Below are 23,948 nucleotides of genomic sequence, written 5' to 3'. Positions count from 1 at the left end.
CATATTGAGCAACTTAAAAATGGCCAGGTACTTATTAATAAAATGAGATCTGGTCTTATTGTGTTTTCTTGGAACAACTATGTTCACGAAAATAAAGCCGTTTAAAAAGATAAAAAGTTCTTTAAAAAGAGGATGCAAGAAATGGAATATCATACCATGTTTTCTTATTTCTCTGTATAATAAGAGTAAGAATATTTGAATGCTCGTATAGTCTGAAAATAAGGGGGATGTAATGATGACAATCGAGGTTTTTATCGCAACAGAGGAAGATTATTTCGCTGTGAATGAAATTGTAAAAGAAGGGCATGAAGAGCATGTATTAGAGGAACCAACGATTTTTAAAAGTGTTGAGTCTGTAATGCCCGAATCCTATTATAAAGAATTAATTGGCAGCGAAGAGAGTGACATTCTAATTGCGAAGGAAGATGAAATTGTATTGGGTTTCTCAGTCATAAGTGTTGAAGCTGCTCCACCTTTCGAATCTCTTGTTCAAAGGAAATATGCTTACATCCACGATTTTGGTGTAAAAGCGAACTTGCAAAGAAAAGGTATAGGGAAAATATTATTTAATGCTTGTATAACTTGGGCTAAAGAAAAGGAAGTTGACTCAGTCGAGTTAAATGTTTGGGAATTCAATAAGAAAGCAATTGATTTTTATCAACATTTTGAAATGAAGAGCGTAAGTAGAAAAATGAAATTAAATATTTAACGAGAGTATGACTAAGTCCTAATGAATGGCTTTGACTATTCTTATATGGTTTGGGTGATTTCAGGGGAATATAAAACATACTTCCAATTTAAGAGTGAATATTAGTATGTAAAAACATGAAAAAAGGACTTCCGTTAATGCACGCAAGCCCTAGCATAGAACCAATCATAGCGTCTATAATCTGATAGCCCATTAAAATGTATTATGAAAACTATTAAATTTCCCATTAAAAACAGGTATATAAGTACGTACTATATCTTGAGTATTTGGGAATTACTACACGCCGCTCCATACTAAAGTTCTTAATAAATAAAACAAGCCAAGACCGGCAATAATCAAAAGAACGAATAAAACAATAGCAAAGGCAAAATTCGTGCCTGATCCATAACCTGAATAACTCAAAACAATGTCCTCCCTTCTAAAATTTAAAGAAGATAAGTTGTAGAAAGAAAAGGTTGTATTATTTTATAAAAAGCTGGAGCATTTCACCACAACCTTTATAGTACATTCACTTTTATTATATTGTTGAGGGCACTGCGAAGAAGGGCTTAATGGCGACAATCCACTTACAAAGCTTGATTTACAAAAACGTATCCATTTTACATAGACATCATTTTCATTTTGATAATAACTTCCAAAGATGGATCCCTCATCTTGGCCCATGTAAGCAAGCGCCATAATCAAAGACTGATAATTTATATCTTAAGCCACTATTATTCCAAAACTATCGCATACTCTATTTGTTGAAAAATTACTATTACAACAACATGAATTCAAATACATGATTTTTTCTTTTTATCTTTATACTATGTTGCACTGAATAAGAAGCTCAGGGCCAATTACCTTATGATTGGGGATTTAACCCTATAATATTGATAAGGAATTGCTTTTTTAGCCATGATGGCAATATCGAAATTTATTGAAGGAAGTTACTTGAAAAATAAATAATGCAACGCTCATTTTTTTATATAGAATCTAACATATACCTTATTTGGAAATGGAGTGAAGAAGATGTTTCCTATTTTAGATACTGAACGATTAGTGTTACGAGAACTTACTGAACATGACGCCCAAGATGTTTTAAATTGCTTTTCAAATGCTGAAGTTTTACGCCATTATGGGCAGAATCCATTAACAAGTTTAGAGCAAGTTAAACAAATAATTAAAAATTTTTCTAAGAATTATGATGAAAAACGCGGTATTAAATGGGGAATTGCATTAAAAGGGCAAGAAGGTATTATCGGTACGATTGGTTTTCAAGAGTGGTCCACTGAGCATAAAAGAGCTGACATCAGCTATGCACTTTTTCCTGAGAGCTGGGGAAAAGGATATGCAAAGGAAGCTGTTAATAGAGTAATATCATTTGGGTTTCAAGAGATGGATTTAATGCGTATCGGGGCGATTGTTTTTACCGAAAATGAAGCTTCAAACAAGCTATTAACAAAGTTAGGCTTTGAAAAAGAAGGGATATTAAAAAATTATATGCACCAAAATGGTGTTCCATATGATACTAATATTTTTTCTCTAATTAAGTAAAAAAACATCATAAAAGGCCTAGACCAAGATGGTTTAATTACTGTCTTGGTTTTTATCGTTAAATCGATGAAATAAAAGGGGTTCTCATTAATAAATGTTAAATACCCATATTATTCCTTCGGGTTGTTATAATAGAATTGCTTAAATAGTAAAACTATGGAGGGTAAGGAAATGAAAATTGCAATTGTTTGTTTCGATAATTTCACAGATATAGATGTTTTTTTACCATGGGATTTATTAAATCGTGTACGGTTAGTTGGTAGTATTTCAGATTGGGATGTCCAACTATTGGGAACAGAAAAAACACATGTATCTATGTCAGGCTTACGAATACCGATGACAGGAAGCCTATCTGATATCCCTTTTGCTGACGCTGTAATATTTGCAAGCGGAAAGGGTGTTCAAGATTTATATCAAAATCAAGAATATCTTCATAATATTCATTTAGATCCTAAAAGACAATTAATAGGCTCTATGTGTTCGGGTGCGCTACTACTAGGCGCAAAACATTTATTAACTGGTAAAAAAGCTACAACATATCCAACTGTAGTAGAGCAGCTTAAAGAATTTGATGTAGATGTAATTGAACAAAGTTTCGTCAACGAAGGAAATATTTCGACTGCTGCAGGGTGTTATGCTGCGCAAGATTTAGTAGCTTGGATCATAAGGACCCTAGTTAATGAAGAAATGGTTGATACTGTACTAGAAACTGTTCAGCCAGTTGGTAAGGGGTTATATTTCTAAATCAAGTGAATGGTGTGTTTTACCCGTTTCAACAAACAAAATCAACATGGTTTTGTCGTTCGTAGTCCATATTTAATCAAGGATGACTATTTTTAGAAAGCAAAAATAAAAAGGATCCCCGGAGGAAAGTGACCTTTAGTAATAAATATAGAAGGTATAGGGGTAAGTTAGTATTTCTCTAGTGAAATATGAGCAATAGAGAAGTTGGTGATGTCAAATTTTAGTATTTAATGAAAGTAGCACCGACAATAATTAAAAGAATGAATAGTACTACAATTAGGGCAAAAGCTGACCATGTGCCGTAACCATCACCTGAGTAGCTCATACTAGATCCTTCCTTTCTACAGTCTATAATACGTAACGCTGTAAAAAGGAGAGAAAGTAATTATCTAACTTATATAAATAAATTCGTAATTAAGATCAAAAGACCTTTCTAAAAAAAGTGACCCCGAAAATAGGAAGAAATAATATAAAAAAACTTATTATTCACAAATAGCTTTCGATAGAGGTTAGTTATTAATAGAGGAGGAAAAGGATAATGGAAAAAGGAAAATTACCAAAGGTTGGCGTGGGGGCGGTTATCCAAAATAAGGCTAATAAAATTTTACTTGTTTTACGTAAAAAAGCACCTGAAGCCGGCTGTTGGAGTTTACCTGGTGGCAAGGTTGACTATATGGAAACAATAGAAAATGCGATTATACGAGAAATTAAAGAAGAGCTTGGAGTGGACATCGAAATAACAGGATTAGTATGTGTGACCAACCATATTATTCAAACAGAAGATATTCATTTTGTTGCACCTACTTTCGCTGCTCGTATTACGAATGGGGAAGTGCAAAATAGAGAACCGCATGCTTTAGAGAAAGTACAGTGGTTTTCAATAGACGAAATACCAGAAAACATTACAATGACAACAGATTATGCTCTTAAACAGTTAAAGTTATTGTAATTTTTAGGAGGAAATAGGGATACAATTTTATTTGATTTGGATGGCACTCTGCCTAACAGTGAGAGCTGTTACATTCAGCCGGCCTAGAAACATTTAACTTCTTTCAGCGGGTGTCCAAACACTCGATATCAAAAAGCCTTCTTTCTGTTATATAAAAGGTCAATATTAATACATTGTAAAAATTGGATAATAATTTAAGAAATAGATTTAAAAGTAATGGTAACTCTGATAGGATAATATATCGTAGGGGGTGTGGTTTTGCCTAAAGAGCTTGTGTTATAACAGAAAAACACAATATACCTTTTGACAATTATTCTTAATGGAAAAGAAAAAAATTGTTCTCATCATTAGCTTGTTTATTATATTTCTAACAGGTTCACGACTTTTATGGCTGAAATTATTTGATAATACAGAACAACCACATGCTGTAAAAGGGCAGTTGGATTTAAGTAATTGGGATTTTAATGACGGTCATGCTGTTACACTTGATGGAGAGTGGGAATTTTATCCTTATAAATGGTTGATTAGTGAAGAACCGCATTTAGAATCCTCGAAGAATGCTAAATACATACAGGTTCCTAAAGGTTGGAGTTCATCTTTACAAGAGGGAGAGATGACACCTTATGGTTACGGTACTTATCGCTTAAAATTACTCGTTAATCCAGAAGACAATATAACTTACAGTATTCGAGTTCCAAGTGTTCGAAGTTCCTCAGAAATATATGTAAATGGTAGGCGGTTGGCAAAATCAGGCCAAATAGGGGAAAGTGCAGAAAAAACAGTTGCCAAGAATGTTCCGTTTACTGCTTCTTTTGAAGCGAACGGTCAAAAAGAAATCGACATTATTGTTCAGGCTTCGAATTTTAAGGACCCTCGTAACGGTGGAATTGTTCGCTCCATTAAATTTGGGAAAGAAGATATATTAGCTCGTGAAACTCAATTGTCGATCAATATGCAACAACTAGTAGCAGTTGTTTTTTTACTACATGCTATCTATTCCATTATTTTATTTTTTGTTGGAAACATGGAAGAAAGAAGATTACTTTACTTTTCACTGTTATCGATTAGCTGTATGATTTATTTCCTATTAGGAAGCGATGACAAATTATTATCTTATTGGTTTCCGATTAGTTACGACTGGGCCTTTAAATTAGTTCATCTGTCTATGGTCGGCATAGGCTTTTCAATGCTTCAATGCATAAAACATTGGTTACCTCAACATGTGAGAAAATATATTCGTTTGTTTAGTATTTTCTGTGGTATAGCATCATTGTTGACAATCGTGCTGTCTACTCGCTATATAGTAATCAATCAAGGCATTTACATTATGATTTTAGGAATCCCGATCGTTATAACGATCCTAACAGTAATGCGTGAATCTATTAAAGAGATTAAAAGTAATATTTTTTTACTTCTTGCTATTTTAGCATTTGGTAATAATCTTATTTGGGATGGACTACTTCTTATTTTTGGAATCAAAGTAATTATGTATCCATTTGATCTTGTTATAACAGTAGCTTGTTTGGCTATTTTATGGTTTAAAGGATATGCTAAAGTCCATTCGGATACAAAAGAACTTGCTATTAAGCTCCAAAAAACAGTTAAGTTAAAGGATGAATTTCTTGCCAATACGTCTCATGAATTACGAAATCCACTTCATGGCATCCTTAACATTTCAAAAGCTGTTTTGGAAAGAGAAGATCGTGTGCTCAGTGACAAAAGTGTCAAGGATTTAGAAACAGTGCTGTCTGTCGGATGGCGTATGTCACTAATGTTAAATGATTTACTAGATGTTATGAGCTTAAAAGAAAATAATCCCAAACTAAACCTTAAAACATTTTCGATTCACCCAATTGTATCGGGTGTGTTAGATATGCTCTATGTTATGAGGGAAGGAAAGCAGATTCAGTTAATTAATCAAATCCCTGAAAACTTTCCAAAAGTAGTTGCTGATGAAAATAGAGTTATTCAAATTGTTTTCAATCTTCTTCATAATGCGGTGAAATACACGAACGAAGGTGAAGTGACAATATCAGGTCATGTGAGAAATGGTATGGCGGAAATTGTCATTTCAGATACTGGTATTGGTATTGATGAGAACACCATTCAACGTATATTTGAACCTTATGAGCAGGGTACCCTTAGTAAGGCAATGATTGAAGGCGGGTTTGGGCTAGGGCTTAGTATTAGTAAACGTTTGGTTGAATTACATGGGGGGACATTACAGGCAAATTCAATCGTAGGAAAAGGTTCTGAATTTACTTTTACCTTACCTATATCAGATTTACCTGATGAGCAAAATGCTTCAGAACATGAGGCTCTGCTATCAAGTGCGAAGGAAGAATCAGCAGTAGCGACTTCTACAAACCCATTCGATGATCAAACTGAAAACCATTCAATTATTGAAGCAAATCGACCTAGAGTTTTGGTTGTCGATGATGATCCAGTGAACTTAAGAGTGATCGAAACAATACTTTCAATAGAAAAATACGACTTAGTAACGGTTACAAGTGGTAGTAAAGCACTCGGAAAATTAGAGTCTCAAGAGTGGGATTTGGTCATTTCAGACGTGATGATGCCAAATATGTCTGGCTACGAATTAGTACGTGCAATTCGTCAGCAATTTTCAATAACAGAACTTCCTGTGTTACTTCTTACGGCAAGAAGTCAGTCTCAAGACATTGAGAATGGATTTTTATCTGGTGCTAATGATTACGTCACGAAGCCTGTGGACGCTTTAGAGTTAAGATCAAGAGTAAAAGCACTAACCGATGTTAAACAATCTGCACAAGAAAGGCTTCGAATGGAGGCAGCTTGGCTTCAGGCACAAATACAGCCGCATTTTCTATTCAATACATTAAATGCCATTATCACATTAAGTGAAATTGATATTGAACGTACTAGTAAGCTACTTGAAGCACTGAGTGATTTTTTAAGGGAATCATTTAAGTTCCAAAATATTGATGAGCTTGTTCCAATTCAGGATGAGTTAAATCTTGTTCGATCTTATTTATATATTCATAAAGAGCGTTTTGGGGAGCGGATCAATGTAACGTGGGATTTGGAAGTTTCGACAGACGTCATGATACCATCTCTGACCATCCAACCATTAATTGAAAATGCTTTGAAACATGGTATTTTGCCTTGTGAAAATGGCGGGAATATTCATATTCGCATTGTAGATTACGACACGTACATTGAGATCATTGTGTCGGATGATGGTATTGGTATGGATGAAGCGACAATGGAACGTTTACTTGTAAGAAAATCGGAGACATCAACTGGCATTGGTTTGCTTAATACAGATCTTCGCTTAAAACAACATTATGGTGAAGGACTTCGCATCACAAGTAAACTAAATCAAGGGACATCAATATCATTTGTTGTTAAAAAGAAAGAAAAATCAAAGCAATTTAAGTGTGAATTGATGGTGAAATAAGAACATTCATATTGAGCTGCTCCTCCATTTAATAATGTGGGGCAGTTTTTAAATTAAGGTTCTGTTAAAGGTAATTGTTGATATTTGATAAGTGTCAGTATTTCCTATATAATCAATATAAGCACAAATGTTCGGGGAGGTTATCAAGGTGAGCAAAGCGTTTAGCAATTTGTTAAAGCATATCGATAAATTATCACATACCCAAAAAGAACAAGTGTATCGGTGAGTTTAACGCTATGTTGACCCTTTTTCCCCGGCTGGTGGTTGTTTAATTAATGAAATGAGAGAAACTCGATTCAAAGAAGGGTTTGAATGTCCTTATTGTTCATCAGAACACGTTGTACGGTTCGGCAAAGTCAATGGTCGTCAACGGTATCGTTGCAAAAGTTGTAGAAAGACCTTAACGGATACAACTAATATAGTTCTTTATCGTACACGAAAAGGAAACGAATGGATTACCTTTGTTGATTGTATGTTTAAAGGCTATTCCCTACGAAAATCGGCTGAAATTGTTGGAGTGACTTGGGTTACTCTTTTTTACTGGCGTCATAAACTACTAACCGCTTTATAACAAATGGATGTTGAGCATTTTGAAGGTATTGTTGAAATTGACGAAACCTATTTTCTATACTCTCAAAAAGGGCAACGTGGAATTACTGAACGGAAGCCTCGGAATAGGTGGGAAATCTAACCATAGGGGAATAAGCAACGAACAAGTCTGTTGTCAGAGGCCAAACCAAAGCAACTGTCTCCAAAGTTGCTTGTATGGGGCGTATTGTTAAAACAAAAGGTTCTAAATTGTCTAATGAAAACGTGCTTGTAACCGATTCTTGGAGAGCCTATAAAACCTATGCAAAAGAAAAGGGCTTGGAGCATTATCGGATTAAATCAAACGATGGAAAGCACATTATTAAGGGCTTATATCACATTCGAAATGTCAACGGTCTCCATTCTCGCTTAAACAATGGATAGGTCGTTTTAAAGGTGTAGCTACGAAATATCTTGATAAATTACCTTGTTTGGTTCTTGTTTGTCGATAAGTAACGAAAATACCAATCAGCATAATAAAGAATTTTTATTATCATCATTAGTATTTGAAATGATTAATACCTATGATAATTTGAGACTAACAAAATTTAGTGCATAGTCCTTATTTGAAAATAGAAAATTACGAAAATTCACCAAGTTATTACATTTCACTATTACAATTGAAACAAAAAATGAAAGGAGATAATATATTGAAACAACATAAAGAGGTTTATCCAATCATTTTAACTTTAGTATTGTTCTTAGTTGCATTATTTATTTTCTTTGTATTTAGGTCTCCGAATATAAATCTATGGATTCCAATTTTCTTATATGTTTTGATAGACATTGGGTTTATTGTGTCGTTAATTTTAGGGATCAAGTCTAAAAATATAACTGTAAAGGTGTTCAGTATTCTTTCAAACATTACATTTATGATACCGTTATCAATATTGATATTTTTGTTACTGTTGGCAAATGGAATTTCTGAACCATAAAGAATCAAAATCAAGGAAACTCGTTATTATTCGATTATCAACATTATAATTTAACAGACCTAAATTAAAGAAATAAAGTTCGCTTAAAATCCTGTTTTTGCAGGATTTTTTTCTTTAACTATCGAAGCAATTTAGTTTAATAAGGAATGATAAAGATTAAGCGAATCAGAGACAGAGGAGGATTAATTATGGGTATTATCACATTCGGTGAGAAAAAAGAAGGCGAAAACTACATATGGAGACCTGCTGTTTATTGTCTAATGTTCAATAGTCAGAAAGAAAAAATAGCGATTATTCAAACAAAAGATGGTAACTTTTTTCTTCCTGGTGGTGGAATTGAAAAAAATGAGTCTCACGAGGAATGTTTAAAAAGAGAAGCCCTTGAAGAGATGGGAATGGATATTGAATTAGGTCATTTTATAGGGTGTGCCCAGAGATATTTTTATTCTACAAATGAATATAAATATTACCTTAGCGAAGGTTATTTTTATTTATGCGATAAGGGTAGACAAATAAGTAAACCAACTGAAGTTGACCACTTCCTATTATGGATGGAACCAATGCAAGCAATTGATTGCTTATTCCACGAACACCAAAGCTGGACAGTTAATAAAGCATTATTACAGTTATAAAGTTAGCAACAGCCATGAAACATGAGCATAAGATACGCATATGATTGATCAAATTCCATATGATAAGACTGATTTTATTGTTTAATCATTAGGAGTCTCAAAACGTTTAACTATGACGTATCGTTTATAAACGATAGTCGAAAAGTAAAATAAAGAACAGATAACCTTAATTAGTTATCTGTCTTCTTCAATTATTTTGTAAACGGATCTTCCGATTCATATAGATAACTTTTCTCAAGATTTTCTTTTGTTTCAGCATTGACGGTCTTTTCTTTTGCTTCTGCTTGTTCACTAGCAGGAGCTTCGTCATGAGAAGAACAAGCAGTTAATAGGAATGCTGCCATTGCTCCGATATATAAGAATTTTTTCATTGCTATAACCTCCGTTATTGTTTAGTTACAGTTTAGATTGTGCAATTACTCTTAGAATATAACGGAAATGACCATGATAAATTTTGTAACAAAAAATGATAAAAAATCGTTACACAATAAAAAGGGGAAATAAACGTGAAAAGAATTATAGGTATCGTCACAATTTGTGGATTTGTATTAGTAGGTTGCTCACATAAAGAATCCGACGGCATAATGCAACAGGATAATAGTTCGAGACTTGTTGGAGAAGCTCTAGAAAAAGAAAATGAGTGGCAAGAAAGCGAGTATTTTTCATCTGAAAATTTAAGCTTCATCGGTGAACCGCAATTATTAGGATTTACGCATAATAAAGAAGAGAAAATAGTGGCTAGCCAAACAGGAAAATATGGTTGGCACTTTTGGGGAGAGAGCGTTAAATCAGGAGACTTCCTTCGTATCAAGGGAACTCACCAATTGACAACTAAAGAAGTGGAGTTTGTTTCAAATGCAAAGTTACTTGGACCGAACAGTGGCGCAGATAACCATGCTCCAACTAATATGACTTTCCAAAATGGCGACATATGGAAGCTGGATGCCTATATTGATGGGAAGTTATTCGGTAGCGTTTATGTAAAAGTGGAAAATTGAAGCGAATGAAAAATACCAGGCTATCCATGGAGAGATCCTGGTATCTCACTATTTACTAATGACAATAGACAATTTATAGTTTGCATGGTTATTTAAATCGACTAAAAATTGATCTAATACTTCGTTTGATGGGAACCTGCATTCAAGAAGATAACAACTATCTCCACTGATTTTAAAATTATTAACAATAAATTGCTGCTGTGTTTTTAAAAACGACAGATAAGGTTCATGGTACGGACTTTTTGTATAAATATTAATAAATGCATGGACATTGCTACCTAATTTTATATGATTCACATTAATTGTATAGCTCTCAATAACTCCATTATCTTCAAGTCTTGCCACCCTCGATGACGCAGCTTGCCCGGTCAAATGAACCTTTTCACCTAATTCTTTCATCGTAATACGACTGTTCTTAGAAAGCTCATCTATTATACGTAAATCCGTACTATCTAACATGTAGTAACTCCTTTCATGATTCAAGTCAAATCGCTAAAAGACTTGATTTAAACTATGTAATTACTATTTGGACATAGTATAAACTAAATGTAATTTAATGAAAAGGAGTAATAAATATGAAAATTCAACAAATCCGCAATGCCACTTTAGTAATCGAATATGCAGGGAAAAGGTTTTTAGTTGATCCTGTTTTAGCAAACAAAGGTGCATATCCTCCTGTTCAAAATTCTGTGAGACAGGATCAACATAACCCATTAGTTGAATTACCAACATCCATTGACAATCTCATTAATGTCGATGCTGTAATCGTAACTCATTTACATTTAGATCATTTTGATCCAACCGCTAAAGAAGTACTACCGAAAGATCTTAAAATGTATGTTCAAAATGAAGAGGATGCGAATGAAGTTAAAAAAGCTGGTTTTTTCAATGTCGAAGTTTTGCAAGAAGATACTGTCTTTGAAGGTATTCAATTAATCAAAACAAAAGGTCAACACGGCAGGGGAGAAATTTTAAAATTGACTGGTCAAGTGTGTGGTGTTGTCTTTAATCATCCAAATGAGAAAAAATTATATATCGCTGGAGATACAGTATGGTATGACGGAGTTCGAGAAGTGCTCCTAAAAAATCATCCAGAAATTATTGTTGTTAATGGGGGAGATAATCAATTTTTGGAGGGAGGTTCTCTCATAATGGGGAAAGATGATATTGATGAAGTATACAAAGCTGCTCCAAACGCAAAAATTATCGTTAGTCATATGGAAGCGGTCAATCATTGGACATTATCAAGGGCTGATTTAAAAAGCTTTATCAATGAGAGAGGAATTGCTGCACATGTATTTGTGCCGGATGATGGTGAAGAGTACACATTTTAAATAAAGTGGTTTAAAAATTAGCCAAATCCTGTAAAATCAATGCAGGAGGGATCTAATGAAGCATTCAATTTATACTAGTGAAAAAGGTAGATTGGAAATTTTAAATCACTATGAGCAGTATTTAAATTCTTTTGATTTTGAAGTTGAAAGAGCTTTTGTGGATACATCCATCGGTAAAACACATGTGCTTATGGCGGGTCCGAAAGAAGGAAAGCCATTGTTTATTTTTCAAGGTGGGAATTGCATTAATCCGATGACATTATCCTGGTTTAAGCCGTTAATAAAAAAATATAGAATATATGCGCCAGACACAATTGGTCACCCAGGATATAGTGAGCAAAAGAGAATTTCAGCAAAGGATTTTAGCTTTGCGCAATGGATAGTTGAATTGATGGATTATTTTAATATTAAGAAATGTGCTTTCTTAGGACCATCGTATGGAGCGGGTATCATTTTAAGGCTCGCCGCTTATATGCCAGATAGGATTGATTGTGCAACGCTTGTATCCCCAGCTGGATTAAAAGTTGGCTCCAAAATGGAGATGATTCAACATATCTTATTCCCTTTGCTACTGTTTAAAAATTTTTCGTCAGCCAAATATCTTGAGCAAATAGCTGATAGAATGTCTGCTAATTGCATGAAAGAGTTTGATCGGCAGATTATTGGAGATATTTTTCGTTACGTAAAATTAGAACAAGAAATGCCGAAACTAACAGGTAGAAAAGAATTAAAAAATTACATTTCTCCTACATTGGTTATCGCTGGAGAAAAGGATATTTTCTTTCCAGAAAAGAAAATCAAAAAAAGAGCTGAACAAGTCATACCAAATTTGACTATTTTTCAATCATTTAATATGGGCCATTTCCCTTCAGAAGATTATTTAGAAAAAATAAATAATGTGATCATTGACTTTTTAAATAAATATTATTGAATATAATGGTAAATACTGGTAAATGTGTAGATTATTTTATTGACAAAATAATTCATTTATGCTATAATTTACAATTATTAATTTTAAGTGTAAAATAGGGTTCTCCTGGCCAGGAGAGTCCTATTTTTTTGCTTTAATTGAGTTACTGAACTAGAGAATTCAAATCAAAAAACGAATTATAACACTTGCTTTTTCTAGGAGATGATTGTTTTATGGAAGAATTACCTTGTAAAGGCTGTAGAGGGATGTGTTGTGGGCCTGTTCCAATTACAGAACAAGAGTTAAAGAAAATAAAAAAGAAAATCAAAGCGATGCCTAAAAAAATGAGCCTAGATTTAAAAAATCAACAACGTTTTTATGGAACTTGTATTTTTTATGACGAAATAAATGATCGGTGTGGAATTCATTCGGTACGTCCGTCTATTTGCCGAGCTTTTGGTTATTATAATAATCTTGTATGTTTCCGTAAACCAAAAGTGGCCGTTGGAAAAAACTATATTGCTAACGAGCTTCCAATAGGTATTTTAAGTATTGATTTTACGTGGAAAGACTTTATGTAATGGACTTTAGAGGTTATAAGTAAAAGAGAGGAAGTTTACATTTTGACCTAATATAAAAGAGCCTGCTTTTTTCATTGCAGGCTCTAATATCATACATATCTTTAAAGTTCTAATCGCATAGTACGGCTCGTTTCATTAAATCCATGTTTGTCATACAAGTTAATAGCGCCAATATTTTCTGCTAAAACGCTTAACTCCAAGTAATCTAATTTACGCTCTTCTGCCCATTTTTTTGCCTCTCGTAGCAATAGTGCACCAATGCCTTTGCTTTGGTATTGGCCTCCAACAATTATATCCATAATATAGGCATAATTATGCTGAACGATACAAGAATAAGAAGGAGTAGCTAATTCTTGAATTAGTAAAAATCCGGTAATGTTGTTATTAAATTCAGCAACGAAAATGTCTGATTTTTCTTCCGAAATGATGTTTTTAAGAAACTCTACATCCTGTTTTGCAGGTGCTATGTATGTAGGTTGTAGTTTTGACATGTCTAAAAACAGTTCTTCATACAATATTTCTATTTGTGGGATTTCTTCTAATGAAGCAATTTTAATATTCATGTACTACCTCCTTCGAATTTTATACTATATTATTTTACTATATTCTGCTATTTTTGTGAATAATCTGCAAATTGGACAAAAACCTCGTATAGCTAACGCAGTATAAACCGTATAGGATTTCCAATACTAAAGCTGTTTTAAAAAATTCGATATGAGAAAGGAGGCTTTCATCCGTGAGATTTTTAGCATGGGGCATTATAGGCGGCGCGGCTATTTTTGGTGTACTGAAACGTTTTGGGCTAATGGATAATGCACAACAAATGACACAGTCTGCTCAACAAGGTACGACACCAGTACAATTAGTAGCAAACAGTAATCCACTAACCGCAAATACACCTAAACAATAAATAGAATAGGCCACATCAAGTTTATAGACTTTTGGTTTGCTAAAGGTCTATAAGCTTGTACATAAAACAGCACAAATGGGGCAATAAGCAAATATTTTATCTTGTTGCTACTTCCGCTTCGCTGTCGCGCAAAAAAGATCTGCCGGCAAAAAGCACTGGAATGGTATGAAGATATTCAAAATAAATCATACAAAGATTAATGGCTGTTATTAAGACAGCTTTTTATGCTGCTAAACCAGCTAATAGTTAGTTTTAGTGAAAATTATTGACTTCCTATTAATTGGTTTAGTTAAAACAATGAAATCTTTTAAAAAAATATTTATGATTTTGGAAAAAAAGCAATTAACAAACTAACAATTACTAGCTAAATGTTTACCAACGAAAATACCACTAGCTGCTGCCTGTGATAATGAATGTGTAATTCCTGAACAATCTCCAATTACATATAATCCTTGAATATTTGTTTGGAAATCTCCGTCAGTTTCTATTGTTGGTGAATAAAATTTTCCGTCCATACCATAAAGCAATGTATCCCCGTCAATGGCTTCACCAATAAATTTTTCCAAATGGTGTAAAAATCCCTGCATGATTTGAATATATAGTAAAGGAATTTCTTTAGTTAAGTCCCCAAATTCAGCTTGTAACGAAGGCTGAATTCGATTATTATTCATATTTTCTTTTGTTGTAGACTGTCCCTCCCTTAAATCTCCATAACGTTGTACTACAATACGATCTGTCCCTTTATTTATTTCCCCGATAACCTTATGTGCATATGTATTTGCTTCTTCAAGAGTAGGGAAATATGTTGGAGTGAACAAAGTGAAATTCAAGTTAGAAGTTCCTTTCTTTTGCTCTCGAAAGTTTTGACCATCTGGCATGACTAAACCTTCTTGATATTTACGAATAATTCTTCCTTTAGGATTCATGCAATAAGTACTTGAAATGATATCTTCATGTGCATAAGCAAGTTTTGTTTCAAAGGTATCTTCCAAAATTAAACGTAGCTGTTGTTCTGCCATTTCAACTCTAATACCCAAATCTAAACGAGTCTTACCTTGTTTAACTCCAAGACTAGAACACTGTTTTTTTAACCAATCTGTTCCGGAACGACCTGTTGCAAACACTACTTGCTTAGAATTGACATTACCTTTATTTGTAATTAAAGTGAAAGAATTATTATCTTTTATAATATCTTGCACATCCACCTCAAATTGAATATCTATCTTGCTTGATAAAACTTTATAAATTTGTTGGAAAATTTTTGTTGAAAGTGACGTACCTAGGTGCCTCACCTCGGTAGTTAACATCTGTAAGTTACATAATTGGGCTCTTTTTGAGAGTTCTGTATTAGCTGTGGAATATTTGGTAACGGAGTCTCCACCGAAACGGCATAAAATTTCGTCAACTTCATCCATTAATTGTTGAAGATTCTCTCTACCTACTTTTTGCTCTAATTCGCCGCCAAATTCAGTTGAATAATTAAACTTTCCTTCTGATTTACCTAAACCAGCAAAACCAAAATATTTCTCACATAAATTACAATTGCATGTCTCGCCTCGATCTAAAGGGCAATTTCTCTCCTCTATAGATTTTCCTTTTTCAAGAATTAATATCTTTTGATTACTTTGTGATAAGGTATATGCTAAAAAAACACTACTTACACCTGAACCGATAATTGTAATATCATACATCTATTTACACCTACTTTAATTAATGAGTAATAAGAGTATTTTATAACAAGTGGATTGTCTACACAAAACTAAACAATTTTTTAAGGTGTACAAGTTTATACTGAACAGGACTCATGTATTCAAGTGATCCAAGAATCCGAATGTGAATTTAATTGGCTAATTCAAGTTGTAAATCTTATAATTTGTTTACAGTTATATCCATATTCGATAAGGTTATTTAAAGAACTATGAAAAGGGTGATTAAAGTTGTTTCAAATAAAAAGGATTTATAAAGAACACTTTCCTAACGGTAAAAAAATGATCTATCAATACGTCTCCAACAACTATTATGATGTTGCTTATAAAGAACGAGAAAATGGCTGGGCAATTGATTTTACGTTAAAACATTTCGAAACCCCGTTTCACAAGTATTTGGAAGGAGAAATTTTTGAAGATCATATAGAGGATATTGAATGTTATATTGCTGAAATAAATGAAGAAGAAATAGGGATTGTTAGCATCAGCCAAGAGAAGTGGCATAATGTGTTAAGAATTAATGATATTCATATTGATCAATCTCATCAACATAAAGGAATTGGCAGTAAATTCATGGCTTTGGTGAAAAAGCGAGCAACAGAAATAGGGGTGAGGGCGATCGTTTTAGAAACGCAAACTTCTAATTATCCTGCCATTCAATTTTACAGAAAGCATGGATTTCAACTGATTGGATGTGACCTATTAAGTTATTCCAATGAAGATATTGAAAAAAAGGAAGTAAGAGTTGAAATGGGACTTGTTCTTGAAATATAAAAGGAGAGCACATTTTTATCGTGTTCTCCCTAAGAAACTATATATTATCTACTTTGAGTTTGAAGTGCTAATTTAACGCCTAGACCTATATAAACGAAACCAACAGCCTTTTCAAGCCAACGTGAACCATTGTTTGATGTCTTCGTAAAGATTTTTTCGCCAATAAAGCTAGTAATAATAGCTAACAAAATAGTATACAAAGCGCTCATCACAACAAAAGTAATGCCTAAAATTAATAATTGCATCGTGATAGATTGGCCATTTTGTTGAACAAACTGTGGTAAAAACGCTAAGAAAAATAAAGCAGTTTTTGGATTTAAAATTTCCGCTAAAAAACCTTGGCGGAACGCAGTACTTGCTGGACTTTGTTCAACAGTTGGTTTTTCTAATTTTTGCGGCTTCGTTAGTAGCATTTGAATACCTAAATAAACAAGGTATGCAACACCGATATATTTCACTACTTCAAACGCAGTGGCTGATTTCATTAAAATTGCTGATAACCCTAATACAGCTGCTGACGTATGGACTAAGTCACCAAGCCCGATACCTAGAGCAGTGAAAATACCGTTCTTTTTACCACCTTTCAGTGTTTGCGTAATGGTAATGATAACAGCGGGACCAGGAATTAAAAATAAAAGAAGAACTATTGCAATAAAAGATAACATGTTTACCCATCCTATTCTAATAAACTAAACATTCAGCTAAGAGAATAATAAAATTAACTTAATGAATGCAAAAAATATTATATGCTATCTTCTATATACCTGTCGATAATGAAATACTGAAAAGAGCAGTGAAAATAACTATTATTAAATTCAGAAAACATTTTGATTATATTTGTATAACGTTTTGTGTTTTGAATTATAGTACTAAGTTAGAGAATAGATTCCAAATATTATTTCAAGCCACATATAAGCAGATGTGGCTTTTATTTTGTAAAACAAACATAAAAATAGTACCAACTACTAATAATTAATGATAGAATTAGGTGATAATATTTTGGAGGTTTTCTTTATGCTGGATATTCAACAAATACAAGAAGTTATTAGACATCGTTATCCTTTTTTGTTAGTAGATAGAGTATTGGAATTAGAAGAGGGGAAGAGAGCGGTAGCCATTAAAAATGTAACGATCAATGAAGAATTTTTTAATGGACATTTCCCGAATTATCCAGTGATGCCAGGTGTGTTAATTGTCGAAGCATTAGCTCAAGTAAGTGCCATTATTATGCTCACAAAAGAAGGGAATCAAGGACGACTTGGATTACTAGCAGGTATTGATAATTGTCGCTTTAAAAAACAAGTTAAACCTGGTGATCAATTGCGTCTTGAAGTGGAAATTACACGCTTAAAGGGTGCCATTGGTAAAGGACGTGGAATAGCAACAGTTGACGGAGAAATAGCTTGTGAAACAGAGCTTATTTTCGCATTTGGAAGCTAAAAAAAGATTTAAGGGTACTGCAAAAAATCATTGCAGTACTCTTGTTCTTTGTTTAAAGGATTTTTTTGTATTTGTTGAATAATATAATAAAAGGATGACTTCGAAATGGAGGTGGTTTCATGAACTATCCCTTAGCTCTATATATAACAATTTGTGTCATGCAATTTATCGTCCTCACAAATATTACAATTTTCAACGGTCAATGGAATGGGATAACCATGTGGCTATGTACTGGAATATTTATTATCTCAACGGCTGTTTTCATCTCAAGTAGATCAATTAAAAGAAGTTCTAATGAATAAACATCCTAAATAAAATAAGACATAAGGGTTGATGTTCACAATATCAGCTCTATTTTTTTGCCTAAAATTTTAATGTGGAAGTGATTTCTAAAGCGGGACTTAATTCATTTTACTACAGTGTAAATGTTGTTACAGAATAGACATAAAAACCCAAAAATAAAAATATTAAGGGAAGCGTTTACATGTATACTTAAATTAAAATAACGAGAGCTAATTGTTAAGGGAGGATTTTATATGTCGGAAAGCACGCCTTTTATAAAAGATGTTCCTGATGGAAATGTGAAATTTTCTATTCTAATACCTGCTCATAACGAAGAAAATTATATTGGTGGGTGTCTAGAGTCGATTGCAAAGGCTGCACAACCTTATAAAGATCAAGTAGAAGTTATTGTTGTGTTAAATCGTTGTACTGATAAAACGAAAGAAATTGCGCAATTCTACAATTGCGTGACATTGGAAAATAACGATAAAAATTTATCCAAAATTAGAAATGCTGGAGCTGCGTTAGCAAAAGGCGAGATTCTCATTACAATTGATGCTGATACTCGAATGACAGAACACATGCTATCTGAGGTTGAAAAGCACTTAGCATCCAATCAATTCATTGGAGGGGGCGTGAACGGAAATTTTGAAAGAATGTCCTTAGGTATAGTAGTATCAAGCATGTTGCTAATTGTTCCTTTGCTGTTCAAGTATGGTTTTATTTCTGTTGGGATCTTTTGGTGCTATAAAAAAGACTTCCAGGCAATAAATGGTTTTAACGAGAATATGTTAATGGCAGAAGATGCCGATTTTGCTAAGCGTTTAAAACAATGGGGCAAGAAGAACGGTAAAAAATACGGAACGATTAAAAATGGAATGATTACTTCGTGCAGACGATTTGACCATTATGGAGACTGGATGTTACTGAAACGACCAGGTATGATTTTAGCTTATTTAAAAGGCAATAATGAAAAGGCTGCTAATGAAGCCTATTATGATGATCAAGCAAGATAAAAATTCTTTAGACCACTTCGTTGTCAAACGAGTGGTTTTTTTGTAATTCTTTAGATAAAAAATAAGACTTTGCATGACAGTAAGTTTAACGGAATGATATGATGTTGGTTGATTAGTAGAACCTCTAGGAATATTGTTAAATCAAGGTTTTGAAGAAAGATGAAGCTATTTGCATAAAGGTGGTTATGAGTATGGATATAAATATTCTTGTAGTTGATGACGAAAAGGAGATTGCGGATTTAATTGAGCTTTATTTAAAAAATGAAAATTTTAATGTTTATAAATTTTATGATGCTCAGGAAGCGTTAGCGTGTATACACTCTATCAAATTGGATCTTGCCATTCTTGATGTAATGATACCTGAAATCGATGGCTTTGAAATTTGCCGAAGAATTCGGGAACAATATCATTTTCCGGTGATTATGTTAACAGCGAAAGAAGAGGAAATAGATAAAATAACGGGACTTACATTAGGGGCTGATGACTACATAACAAAGCCATTTCGTCCATTGGAGGTTATTGCAAGGGTTAAGGCTCAAATTCGCAGATCTACAAAGTACAATCATCAGGGGACATTACAAAATGATTCGATTATTGATTTTTCAGGCTTAATTTTAGAACAAAAAACTCGAAAATGTATGTTAAATGAAAAACAACTGTCTCTTACTCCTACAGAGTTCTCCATTTTGTGGTTTTTATGTGTAAATCGAGGGCGAGTCGTTTCATCAGAAGAATTATTTCAAGAAGTATGGGGCGAGAAATATTATAGCGGTAACAATACGGTAATGGTCCACATTAGACATTTACGAGAAAAGATGAATGATTCCGCGGAGAACCCAAAATTCATAACAACTGTCTGGGGAGTGGGATATACCATTGAAAAATGACTTTGGAAAACTAAAAAGGACAATCATGCTTCAAATTTTGCTGATTTTAGTAATAGCATTGTTTGTCGGCTATTTCATAAGCTATGTGTTTATTGATGGTGTCTTACAAGCCCCATTCGCTGATTGGTTTATTCGATTTTGTGAAAATGTGCTACAGCTTGATTATTATTCGGCACAGAGAGCCTATGGAATATTATTTCAACAAAATAAGTCACTTTGGTTAGCGATAGGCTTAATTATTTTGCTATTAGTAATTTTTTATTTTGCACTTTCTCGGTTTACGAAGTATTTTAACCAAATTGCCTTAAGTGTTAATAGGCTTTCAGAGGAATCAAATCAGGAAATAAGTCTTCCTTCTGAGCTAGATTTTATGGAGAAAAAATTAAATGACGCAAAAAATAAATTAGAAAAACGGGCAAAGGATGCACAGGAGGCTGAGCAGCGCAAAAATGACCTTGTTGTTTACTTAGCCCATGATATTAAAACACCGCTGACATCTATGATTGGTTACTTAAGTCTGTTGGATGAGGCTAAGGACATGCCTGTAGAGCAAAAAGAAAAGTATGTGAAGATTTCACTAGAAAAATCATATAGGCTAGAACAGTTGATTAATGAATTTTTTGAAATCACTAGATTTAACTTACAGTCCATTATATTAGATAAAGAATCCATCAATTTAAATTACATGTTAATGCAATTGGCAGATGAATTTTATCCCTTATTGGCACCTAAAAGACAGCAAGCAATTGTGAATATCGAGGGAGAAATGAAAGTTTCTGCGGACGCCAATAAATTAGCGAGGGTATTTAATAATATTTTAAAAAATGCCATAGCATATAGCGATGATAATAGTATTATTCATATTAGCGCACACCATCAAAATGACCAGACATTTATTTCATTTACAAATAAGGGAAAAGCAATTCCACCACAAAAATTAAAGATGATTTTTGAAAAATTCTATCGTTTAGATTCTGCCAGATCGACTCAATCAGGTGGGGCGGGTCTTGGTCTTGCAATTGCCAATGAAATAGTCCATGCTCATGGAGGAACGATATCAGCTTCAAGTGATGATGAAAAAACAGTTTTCACTGTTATGATTCCAACACTTTCTTAAGAAACCTTAAGAATTTTATAATAGATTATTAAAAAAGAACTCCTTCTTTTATGTTTCAATAGAGGCATAAAAGAAGGAGTTGTTTTTATGTTTAAAAGAAATGGATTTTATAGCCTACTATTACTGATGATTATTTTTCTAGTGGTCATGTTTGTAAAAGAATATCAAGATTCAAAGCTAGAAATAGTTGATACGCCTCAGCTGGAAATGCCAAAGAAAAGTGAAATAAATCTTGATGTAAATTTACATAGCTCAAATGCTATATTAGTGAACTTAGACACAAATAAGATTTTATTGGACAAAGATAGTGACGAAATCATTTATCCTGCTTCTTTGACGAAGATCATGACGGTTTTAGTTGCTATTGAAAATATCCCGAATTTACAGGATAAGATTGTACTTCCTAAAAGTATATTTAAGAATTTATATGAAGAAAATGCTTCTATGGCAGGCTTTCTTCCTAATGAGGAGATAACAGCAGAGGATTTACTTTATGGTTCAATGCTACCTTCAGGTGCGGATGCTTCTATTGGTTTAGCCGATTACATAACTGGGTCGGAGAGTAAATTTGTAAAGTTAATGAACGAAAAAGCTAAACAGCTAGGGATGAAAAACACACATTTTATGAATGCAACAGGACTCCATCATCCGGATCATTATACGAGTGTGAAAGATATTTCGATACTTTTACAATATGCTTTAACTAATAACACCTTTAGAGATATCTATACGGCGGAAAGATACTCAATTAAGTCAACGAATCTTCACCCAGAGGGCATGACGGTGACGAGCCGAATGTTTAAAAATTTGAATGCAAATGAAAAAACGAGAGGTGAAATAATTGGCGGCAAAACTGGCTATACAGAGCAAGCAGGCTTATGTTTAGCAAGTCTAGCGACAATTAAAGGCGAGGAGTATATTCTGGTAACAGTAGGTGCTAAAGGTGACTCACGAACAGAGCAGTTCAATATTACGGATGCATTAGCTGTATATCAACAACTTGACTAAGGAACTTTATGTATGTTTCCCGTAGTTCCTAAACTTACAATAAAATTTTATCTAATATAACATACTACCTTTCCATCCGTTCATATAATTTAAATATCTGAAAAATTTAGGTGACTATGTTTTGACTATAAATGAGTTTTCTATTCTTAATAAGGTCATTAAATCAGGTAAACCAGTATGAGAGGATGAGGGGTTTGAAGCATCCCGGCACAAATGTTTTTGAAAATAAAGAGGAACTATTCATACCTGAAGAAGCATTAGATAAAGATTTTTGTGATCGATTAGTGAGAAAAATTCATAAAAATATACTGAATGAAAATATAACAAACGATGTTTATATGTCATATTTCGTGATTTTTGATCAACAATATAAATTGAAAGAAATTCGATATTTACTAGATGTTTTGAAATTGCAAGCAAATGAAATTATTAGATCTAAGCCAATTTATATTACATTGTGTGGTGTAATCTTATCATTGATTACAATAATTGCCTCTGCCATCAATACTAAACTGATGATTGGGATCTCATTTGTCCAAATCGTCGCGCTAGCAGTTTTGAGTTTTAATGTAGCTATATTGTTTATTTCCTATAAAATAGAAAAAGAATATAAAAAAATATACGAAGTCATTAAATTAATTGACTATTATTTGAGTTTTTATAAATAGCTAATTTCAAATATCAAGAGGGGTGTGAAAAATGTGCAAAGTATTATAGATCAATTACATTTTTGGATCAAAAAGGTGCCTGGGGAATTTCGTCAAATGTCTGAAATAGAGATTTCACAACGACCAGCGCCTCAAAAGTGGTCAAAAAAAGAGATATTAGGCCATTTATGCGACTCCGCCATTAATAATCTGGAAAGGTTCATTAAAATACAATACGAAAAGGAACCTTTTGTATTAACTCCGTATGACCAAGTTCATTGGGTGAAAATTCAAGGATACCAAGAGTTACCTTTTGATGAAGTAATGAATCTATGGGTGAGCTTAAATAAAAAAATTATATATGTAATTAAAAATATCCCCGATGAAAAGCTTGCTCTTCAATGTGGCTTTGAAAATAATCAACTAATAACTCTACAGTGGCTTATCCAAGACTACCTTGAACATATGGAACATCATTTGAAAAAACAGATTTTAACTTCTTTCAGCGAGTATCCAAAAATTCGATGAAATAGAGGAACTCAGTCTAAGTACGCTACGTCCTGTGGCAATTTATCTGTGCGAAAGCGAAGCGACAGCAACACACACGACTATCGTGTTGGCCTAAAGTCTCCGACGGACGCAATTATGTCGAGGCATGATTGATAAAAGAATAAGCAGTTTTTGGCAAATTAGTCAGTGATAAAAAAGTCTCCTTTGTTTTAATCCCAAAATCAAGTAAGGACAACCTTTAGCTGCTATCACTGAAGTATACACTGCAACAAAAAATCAAAAAAGAGCATTTTTTT

At 33.4% G+C, this 23,948-nt stretch carries 26 protein-coding genes and 1 pseudogene; 20 read left to right on the top strand and 7 right to left on the bottom strand.

What is annotated here, in order from left to right; translation table 11 throughout:
* The first annotated feature begins 235 nt into the window (after window positions 1-235).
* Window positions 236-709: a GNAT family N-acetyltransferase gene (locus tag ACYQ73_RS07640; RefSeq protein ID WP_460011925.1), complete on the top strand. Its 474-nt coding sequence runs from the start codon at window positions 236-238 to the stop codon at window positions 707-709.
* A 276-nt stretch (window positions 710-985) separates the two neighbouring features.
* Here the strand turns inward: ACYQ73_RS07640 and yjcZ are convergent, their stop codons facing one another.
* Window positions 986-1,111: a sporulation protein YjcZ gene (gene yjcZ, locus ACYQ73_RS07635; protein WP_460011924.1), complete on the bottom strand. Its 126-nt coding sequence runs from the start codon at window positions 1,109-1,111 to the stop codon at window positions 986-988.
* A 609-nt stretch (window positions 1,112-1,720) separates the two neighbouring features.
* Here yjcZ and ACYQ73_RS07630 point away from each other — a divergent pair.
* The gene (locus tag ACYQ73_RS07630; protein WP_460011923.1) at window positions 1,721-2,245 is read left to right on the top strand and encodes a GNAT family N-acetyltransferase; all 525 of its coding nucleotides are present in this window, start codon (window positions 1,721-1,723) and stop codon (window positions 2,243-2,245) included.
* Window positions 2,246-2,416: 171 nt separating this feature from the next.
* On the top strand, window positions 2,417-2,989 hold the full coding sequence (locus tag ACYQ73_RS07625) for a DJ-1/PfpI family protein (protein WP_460011922.1): 573 nt from the start codon (window positions 2,417-2,419) through the stop codon (window positions 2,987-2,989).
* Window positions 2,990-3,209: 220 nt separating this feature from the next.
* On the opposite strand, the gene ACYQ73_RS07620 is transcribed toward ACYQ73_RS07625, so the two are convergent.
* On the bottom strand, window positions 3,210-3,314 hold the full coding sequence (locus ACYQ73_RS07620; protein ID WP_460011921.1) for a YjcZ family sporulation protein: 105 nt from the start codon (window positions 3,312-3,314) through the stop codon (window positions 3,210-3,212).
* Window positions 3,315-3,527: 213 nt separating this feature from the next.
* Here ACYQ73_RS07620 and ACYQ73_RS07615 point away from each other — a divergent pair, with 213 nt between their 5' ends.
* From ACYQ73_RS07615 to ACYQ73_RS07600, 4 genes and pseudogenes are all read left to right on the top strand, one after another.
* A complete protein-coding gene (locus tag ACYQ73_RS07615) occupies window positions 3,528-3,938 on the top strand; it encodes an NUDIX domain-containing protein (protein WP_460011920.1) in 411 nt (136 codons plus the stop codon).
* A 319-nt stretch (window positions 3,939-4,257) separates the two neighbouring features.
* On the top strand, window positions 4,258-7,377 hold the full coding sequence (locus tag ACYQ73_RS07610; protein ID WP_460011919.1) for a hybrid sensor histidine kinase/response regulator: 3,120 nt from the start codon (window positions 4,258-4,260) through the stop codon (window positions 7,375-7,377).
* Between the two features lie 148 nt (window positions 7,378-7,525).
* A pseudogene (locus ACYQ73_RS07605) lies at window positions 7,526-8,524 on the top strand (IS1595 family transposase).
* Window positions 8,525-9,088: 564 nt separating this feature from the next.
* Window positions 9,089-9,532, top strand: a complete 444-nt coding sequence (locus tag ACYQ73_RS07600; protein WP_460011918.1) for an NUDIX hydrolase — start codon at window positions 9,089-9,091, stop codon at window positions 9,530-9,532.
* 191 nt (window positions 9,533-9,723) lie between these two features.
* Here the strand turns inward: ACYQ73_RS07600 and ACYQ73_RS07595 are convergent, their stop codons facing one another.
* Window positions 9,724-9,903, bottom strand: coding sequence for a hypothetical protein (locus ACYQ73_RS07595; protein WP_460011917.1), 180 nt, complete (start codon window positions 9,901-9,903; stop codon window positions 9,724-9,726).
* A 135-nt stretch (window positions 9,904-10,038) separates the two neighbouring features.
* Between ACYQ73_RS07595 and ACYQ73_RS07590 the strand changes: the two genes are divergently transcribed.
* On the top strand, window positions 10,039-10,530 hold the full coding sequence (locus ACYQ73_RS07590; RefSeq protein WP_460011916.1) for a hypothetical protein: 492 nt from the start codon (window positions 10,039-10,041) through the stop codon (window positions 10,528-10,530).
* A gap of 48 nt (window positions 10,531-10,578) precedes the next feature.
* On the opposite strand, the gene ACYQ73_RS07585 is transcribed toward ACYQ73_RS07590, so the two are convergent.
* Window positions 10,579-10,989, bottom strand: coding sequence for an Lrp/AsnC family transcriptional regulator (locus tag ACYQ73_RS07585; RefSeq protein ID WP_460011915.1), 411 nt, complete (start codon window positions 10,987-10,989; stop codon window positions 10,579-10,581).
* Between the two features lie 116 nt (window positions 10,990-11,105).
* On the opposite strand from ACYQ73_RS07585, the gene ACYQ73_RS07580 reads away from it, so the two are divergent.
* The 3 genes from ACYQ73_RS07580 to ACYQ73_RS07570 all read left to right on the top strand — a co-directional run bounded on the left by ACYQ73_RS07580 (window position 11,106) and on the right by ACYQ73_RS07570 (window position 13,355).
* Complete coding sequence (locus tag ACYQ73_RS07580) at window positions 11,106-11,864, top strand: MBL fold metallo-hydrolase (RefSeq protein ID WP_460011914.1); 759 nt, start codon at window positions 11,106-11,108, stop codon at window positions 11,862-11,864.
* A gap of 55 nt (window positions 11,865-11,919) precedes the next feature.
* Window positions 11,920-12,795, top strand: coding sequence for an alpha/beta fold hydrolase (locus ACYQ73_RS07575; RefSeq protein ID WP_460011913.1), 876 nt, complete (start codon window positions 11,920-11,922; stop codon window positions 12,793-12,795).
* 212 nt (window positions 12,796-13,007) lie between these two features.
* Window positions 13,008-13,355 (top strand): YkgJ family cysteine cluster protein, encoded by a 348-nt coding sequence (locus tag ACYQ73_RS07570; protein WP_460011912.1) that lies wholly within the window; start codon window positions 13,008-13,010, stop codon window positions 13,353-13,355.
* Window positions 13,356-13,456: 101 nt separating this feature from the next.
* Here ACYQ73_RS07570 and ACYQ73_RS07565 read toward each other — a convergent pair whose 3' ends face one another.
* Window positions 13,457-13,918 (bottom strand): GNAT family N-acetyltransferase, encoded by a 462-nt coding sequence (locus ACYQ73_RS07565; protein WP_460011911.1) that lies wholly within the window; start codon window positions 13,916-13,918, stop codon window positions 13,457-13,459.
* Window positions 13,919-14,091: 173 nt separating this feature from the next.
* On the opposite strand from ACYQ73_RS07565, the gene ACYQ73_RS07560 reads away from it, so the two are divergent.
* Window positions 14,092-14,265: a hypothetical protein gene (locus ACYQ73_RS07560; RefSeq protein ID WP_323653585.1), complete on the top strand. Its 174-nt coding sequence runs from the start codon at window positions 14,092-14,094 to the stop codon at window positions 14,263-14,265.
* A gap of 350 nt (window positions 14,266-14,615) precedes the next feature.
* On the opposite strand, the gene ACYQ73_RS07555 is transcribed toward ACYQ73_RS07560, so the two are convergent.
* Entirely contained in the window at window positions 14,616-15,956 is a 1,341-nt protein-coding gene (locus tag ACYQ73_RS07555; protein ID WP_460011910.1) for an NAD(P)/FAD-dependent oxidoreductase, read from the bottom strand.
* Window positions 15,957-16,202: 246 nt separating this feature from the next.
* On the opposite strand from ACYQ73_RS07555, the gene ACYQ73_RS07550 reads away from it, so the two are divergent.
* Window positions 16,203-16,745 carry a GNAT family N-acetyltransferase gene (locus ACYQ73_RS07550; protein ID WP_460011909.1) on the top strand — a complete coding sequence of 181 codons (543 nt, stop codon included), beginning with the start codon at window positions 16,203-16,205 and terminating at the stop codon, window positions 16,743-16,745.
* A gap of 44 nt (window positions 16,746-16,789) precedes the next feature.
* Here ACYQ73_RS07550 and ACYQ73_RS07545 read toward each other — a convergent pair whose 3' ends face one another.
* Complete coding sequence (locus ACYQ73_RS07545) at window positions 16,790-17,410, bottom strand: LysE family translocator (protein ID WP_460011908.1); 621 nt, start codon at window positions 17,408-17,410, stop codon at window positions 16,790-16,792.
* 349 nt (window positions 17,411-17,759) lie between these two features.
* On the opposite strand from ACYQ73_RS07545, the gene fabZ reads away from it, so the two are divergent.
* From fabZ to ACYQ73_RS07510, 7 genes are all read left to right on the top strand, one after another.
* Window positions 17,760-18,185 (top strand): 3-hydroxyacyl-ACP dehydratase FabZ, encoded by a 426-nt coding sequence (gene fabZ, locus ACYQ73_RS07540; protein WP_132357947.1) that lies wholly within the window; start codon window positions 17,760-17,762, stop codon window positions 18,183-18,185.
* Between the two features lie 536 nt (window positions 18,186-18,721).
* Window positions 18,722-19,483: a glycosyltransferase gene (locus ACYQ73_RS07535; RefSeq protein ID WP_460011907.1), complete on the top strand. Its 762-nt coding sequence runs from the start codon at window positions 18,722-18,724 to the stop codon at window positions 19,481-19,483.
* A 191-nt stretch (window positions 19,484-19,674) separates the two neighbouring features.
* The gene (vanR, locus tag ACYQ73_RS07530) at window positions 19,675-20,370 is read left to right on the top strand and encodes a VanR-ABDEGLN family response regulator transcription factor (protein WP_460011906.1); all 696 of its coding nucleotides are present in this window, start codon (window positions 19,675-19,677) and stop codon (window positions 20,368-20,370) included.
* Window positions 20,371-20,395: 25 nt separating this feature from the next.
* Window positions 20,396-21,487, top strand: coding sequence for a vancomycin resistance histidine kinase VanS (gene vanS / locus ACYQ73_RS07525; RefSeq protein ID WP_460012314.1), 1,092 nt, complete (start codon window positions 20,396-20,398; stop codon window positions 21,485-21,487).
* Between the two features lie 87 nt (window positions 21,488-21,574).
* Window positions 21,575-22,495 carry a D-alanyl-D-alanine carboxypeptidase family protein gene (locus ACYQ73_RS07520; RefSeq protein WP_460011905.1) on the top strand — a complete coding sequence of 307 codons (921 nt, stop codon included), beginning with the start codon at window positions 21,575-21,577 and terminating at the stop codon, window positions 22,493-22,495.
* A gap of 194 nt (window positions 22,496-22,689) precedes the next feature.
* Entirely contained in the window at window positions 22,690-23,163 is a 474-nt protein-coding gene (locus ACYQ73_RS07515) for a hydroxymyristoyl-ACP dehydratase (protein ID WP_460011904.1), read from the top strand.
* Between the two features lie 33 nt (window positions 23,164-23,196).
* The gene (locus tag ACYQ73_RS07510; protein ID WP_460011903.1) at window positions 23,197-23,670 is read left to right on the top strand and encodes a DinB family protein; all 474 of its coding nucleotides are present in this window, start codon (window positions 23,197-23,199) and stop codon (window positions 23,668-23,670) included.
* Window positions 23,671-23,948 lie beyond the last annotated feature (278 nt).

The sequence above is a fragment of the Lysinibacillus sp. CTST325 genome (assembly GCF_054665055.1).
Note: the sequence above shows the minus strand (reverse complement) of the source record. Positions and strands in the feature narration are given on the sequence as shown.

Excerpts from the sequence above, each read along its gene's own strand:
- ACYQ73_RS07575 (WP_460011913.1), top strand. The coding sequence starts at position 11,920 with ATGAAGCATTCAATTTATACTAGTGAAAAAGGTAGATTGGAAATTTTA.
- vanS (WP_460012314.1), top strand. The coding sequence starts at position 20,396 with ATGCTTCAAATTTTGCTGATTTTAGTAATAGCATTGTTTGTCGGCTAT.
- ACYQ73_RS07630 (WP_460011923.1), top strand. The coding sequence starts at position 1,721 with ATGTTTCCTATTTTAGATACTGAACGATTAGTGTTACGAGAACTTACT.
- ACYQ73_RS07625 (WP_460011922.1), top strand. The coding sequence starts at position 2,417 with ATGAAAATTGCAATTGTTTGTTTCGATAATTTCACAGATATAGATGTT.
- ACYQ73_RS07580 (WP_460011914.1), top strand. The coding sequence starts at position 11,106 with ATGAAAATTCAACAAATCCGCAATGCCACTTTAGTAATCGAATATGCA.
- ACYQ73_RS07535 (WP_460011907.1), top strand. The coding sequence starts at position 18,722 with ATGTCGGAAAGCACGCCTTTTATAAAAGATGTTCCTGATGGAAATGTG.
- fabZ (WP_132357947.1), top strand. The coding sequence starts at position 17,760 with ATGCTGGATATTCAACAAATACAAGAAGTTATTAGACATCGTTATCCT.
- ACYQ73_RS07600 (WP_460011918.1), top strand. The coding sequence starts at position 9,089 with ATGGGTATTATCACATTCGGTGAGAAAAAAGAAGGCGAAAACTACATA.
- ACYQ73_RS07565 (WP_460011911.1), bottom strand. The coding sequence starts at position 13,918 with ATGAATATTAAAATTGCTTCATTAGAAGAAATCCCACAAATAGAAATA.
- ACYQ73_RS07555 (WP_460011910.1), bottom strand. The coding sequence starts at position 15,956 with ATGTATGATATTACAATTATCGGTTCAGGTGTAAGTAGTGTTTTTTTA.
- ACYQ73_RS07620 (WP_460011921.1), bottom strand. The coding sequence starts at position 3,314 with ATGAGCTACTCAGGTGATGGTTACGGCACATGGTCAGCTTTTGCCCTA.
- ACYQ73_RS07570 (WP_460011912.1), top strand. The coding sequence starts at position 13,008 with ATGGAAGAATTACCTTGTAAAGGCTGTAGAGGGATGTGTTGTGGGCCT.
- ACYQ73_RS07610 (WP_460011919.1), top strand. The coding sequence starts at position 4,258 with ATGGAAAAGAAAAAAATTGTTCTCATCATTAGCTTGTTTATTATATTT.
- ACYQ73_RS07640 (WP_460011925.1), top strand. The coding sequence starts at position 236 with ATGACAATCGAGGTTTTTATCGCAACAGAGGAAGATTATTTCGCTGTG.
- ACYQ73_RS07520 (WP_460011905.1), top strand. The coding sequence starts at position 21,575 with ATGTTTAAAAGAAATGGATTTTATAGCCTACTATTACTGATGATTATT.
- ACYQ73_RS07615 (WP_460011920.1), top strand. The coding sequence starts at position 3,528 with ATGGAAAAAGGAAAATTACCAAAGGTTGGCGTGGGGGCGGTTATCCAA.
- ACYQ73_RS07595 (WP_460011917.1), bottom strand. The coding sequence starts at position 9,903 with ATGAAAAAATTCTTATATATCGGAGCAATGGCAGCATTCCTATTAACT.
- ACYQ73_RS07545 (WP_460011908.1), bottom strand. The coding sequence starts at position 17,410 with ATGTTATCTTTTATTGCAATAGTTCTTCTTTTATTTTTAATTCCTGGT.
- vanR (WP_460011906.1), top strand. The coding sequence starts at position 19,675 with ATGGATATAAATATTCTTGTAGTTGATGACGAAAAGGAGATTGCGGAT.
- ACYQ73_RS07585 (WP_460011915.1), bottom strand. The coding sequence starts at position 10,989 with ATGTTAGATAGTACGGATTTACGTATAATAGATGAGCTTTCTAAGAAC.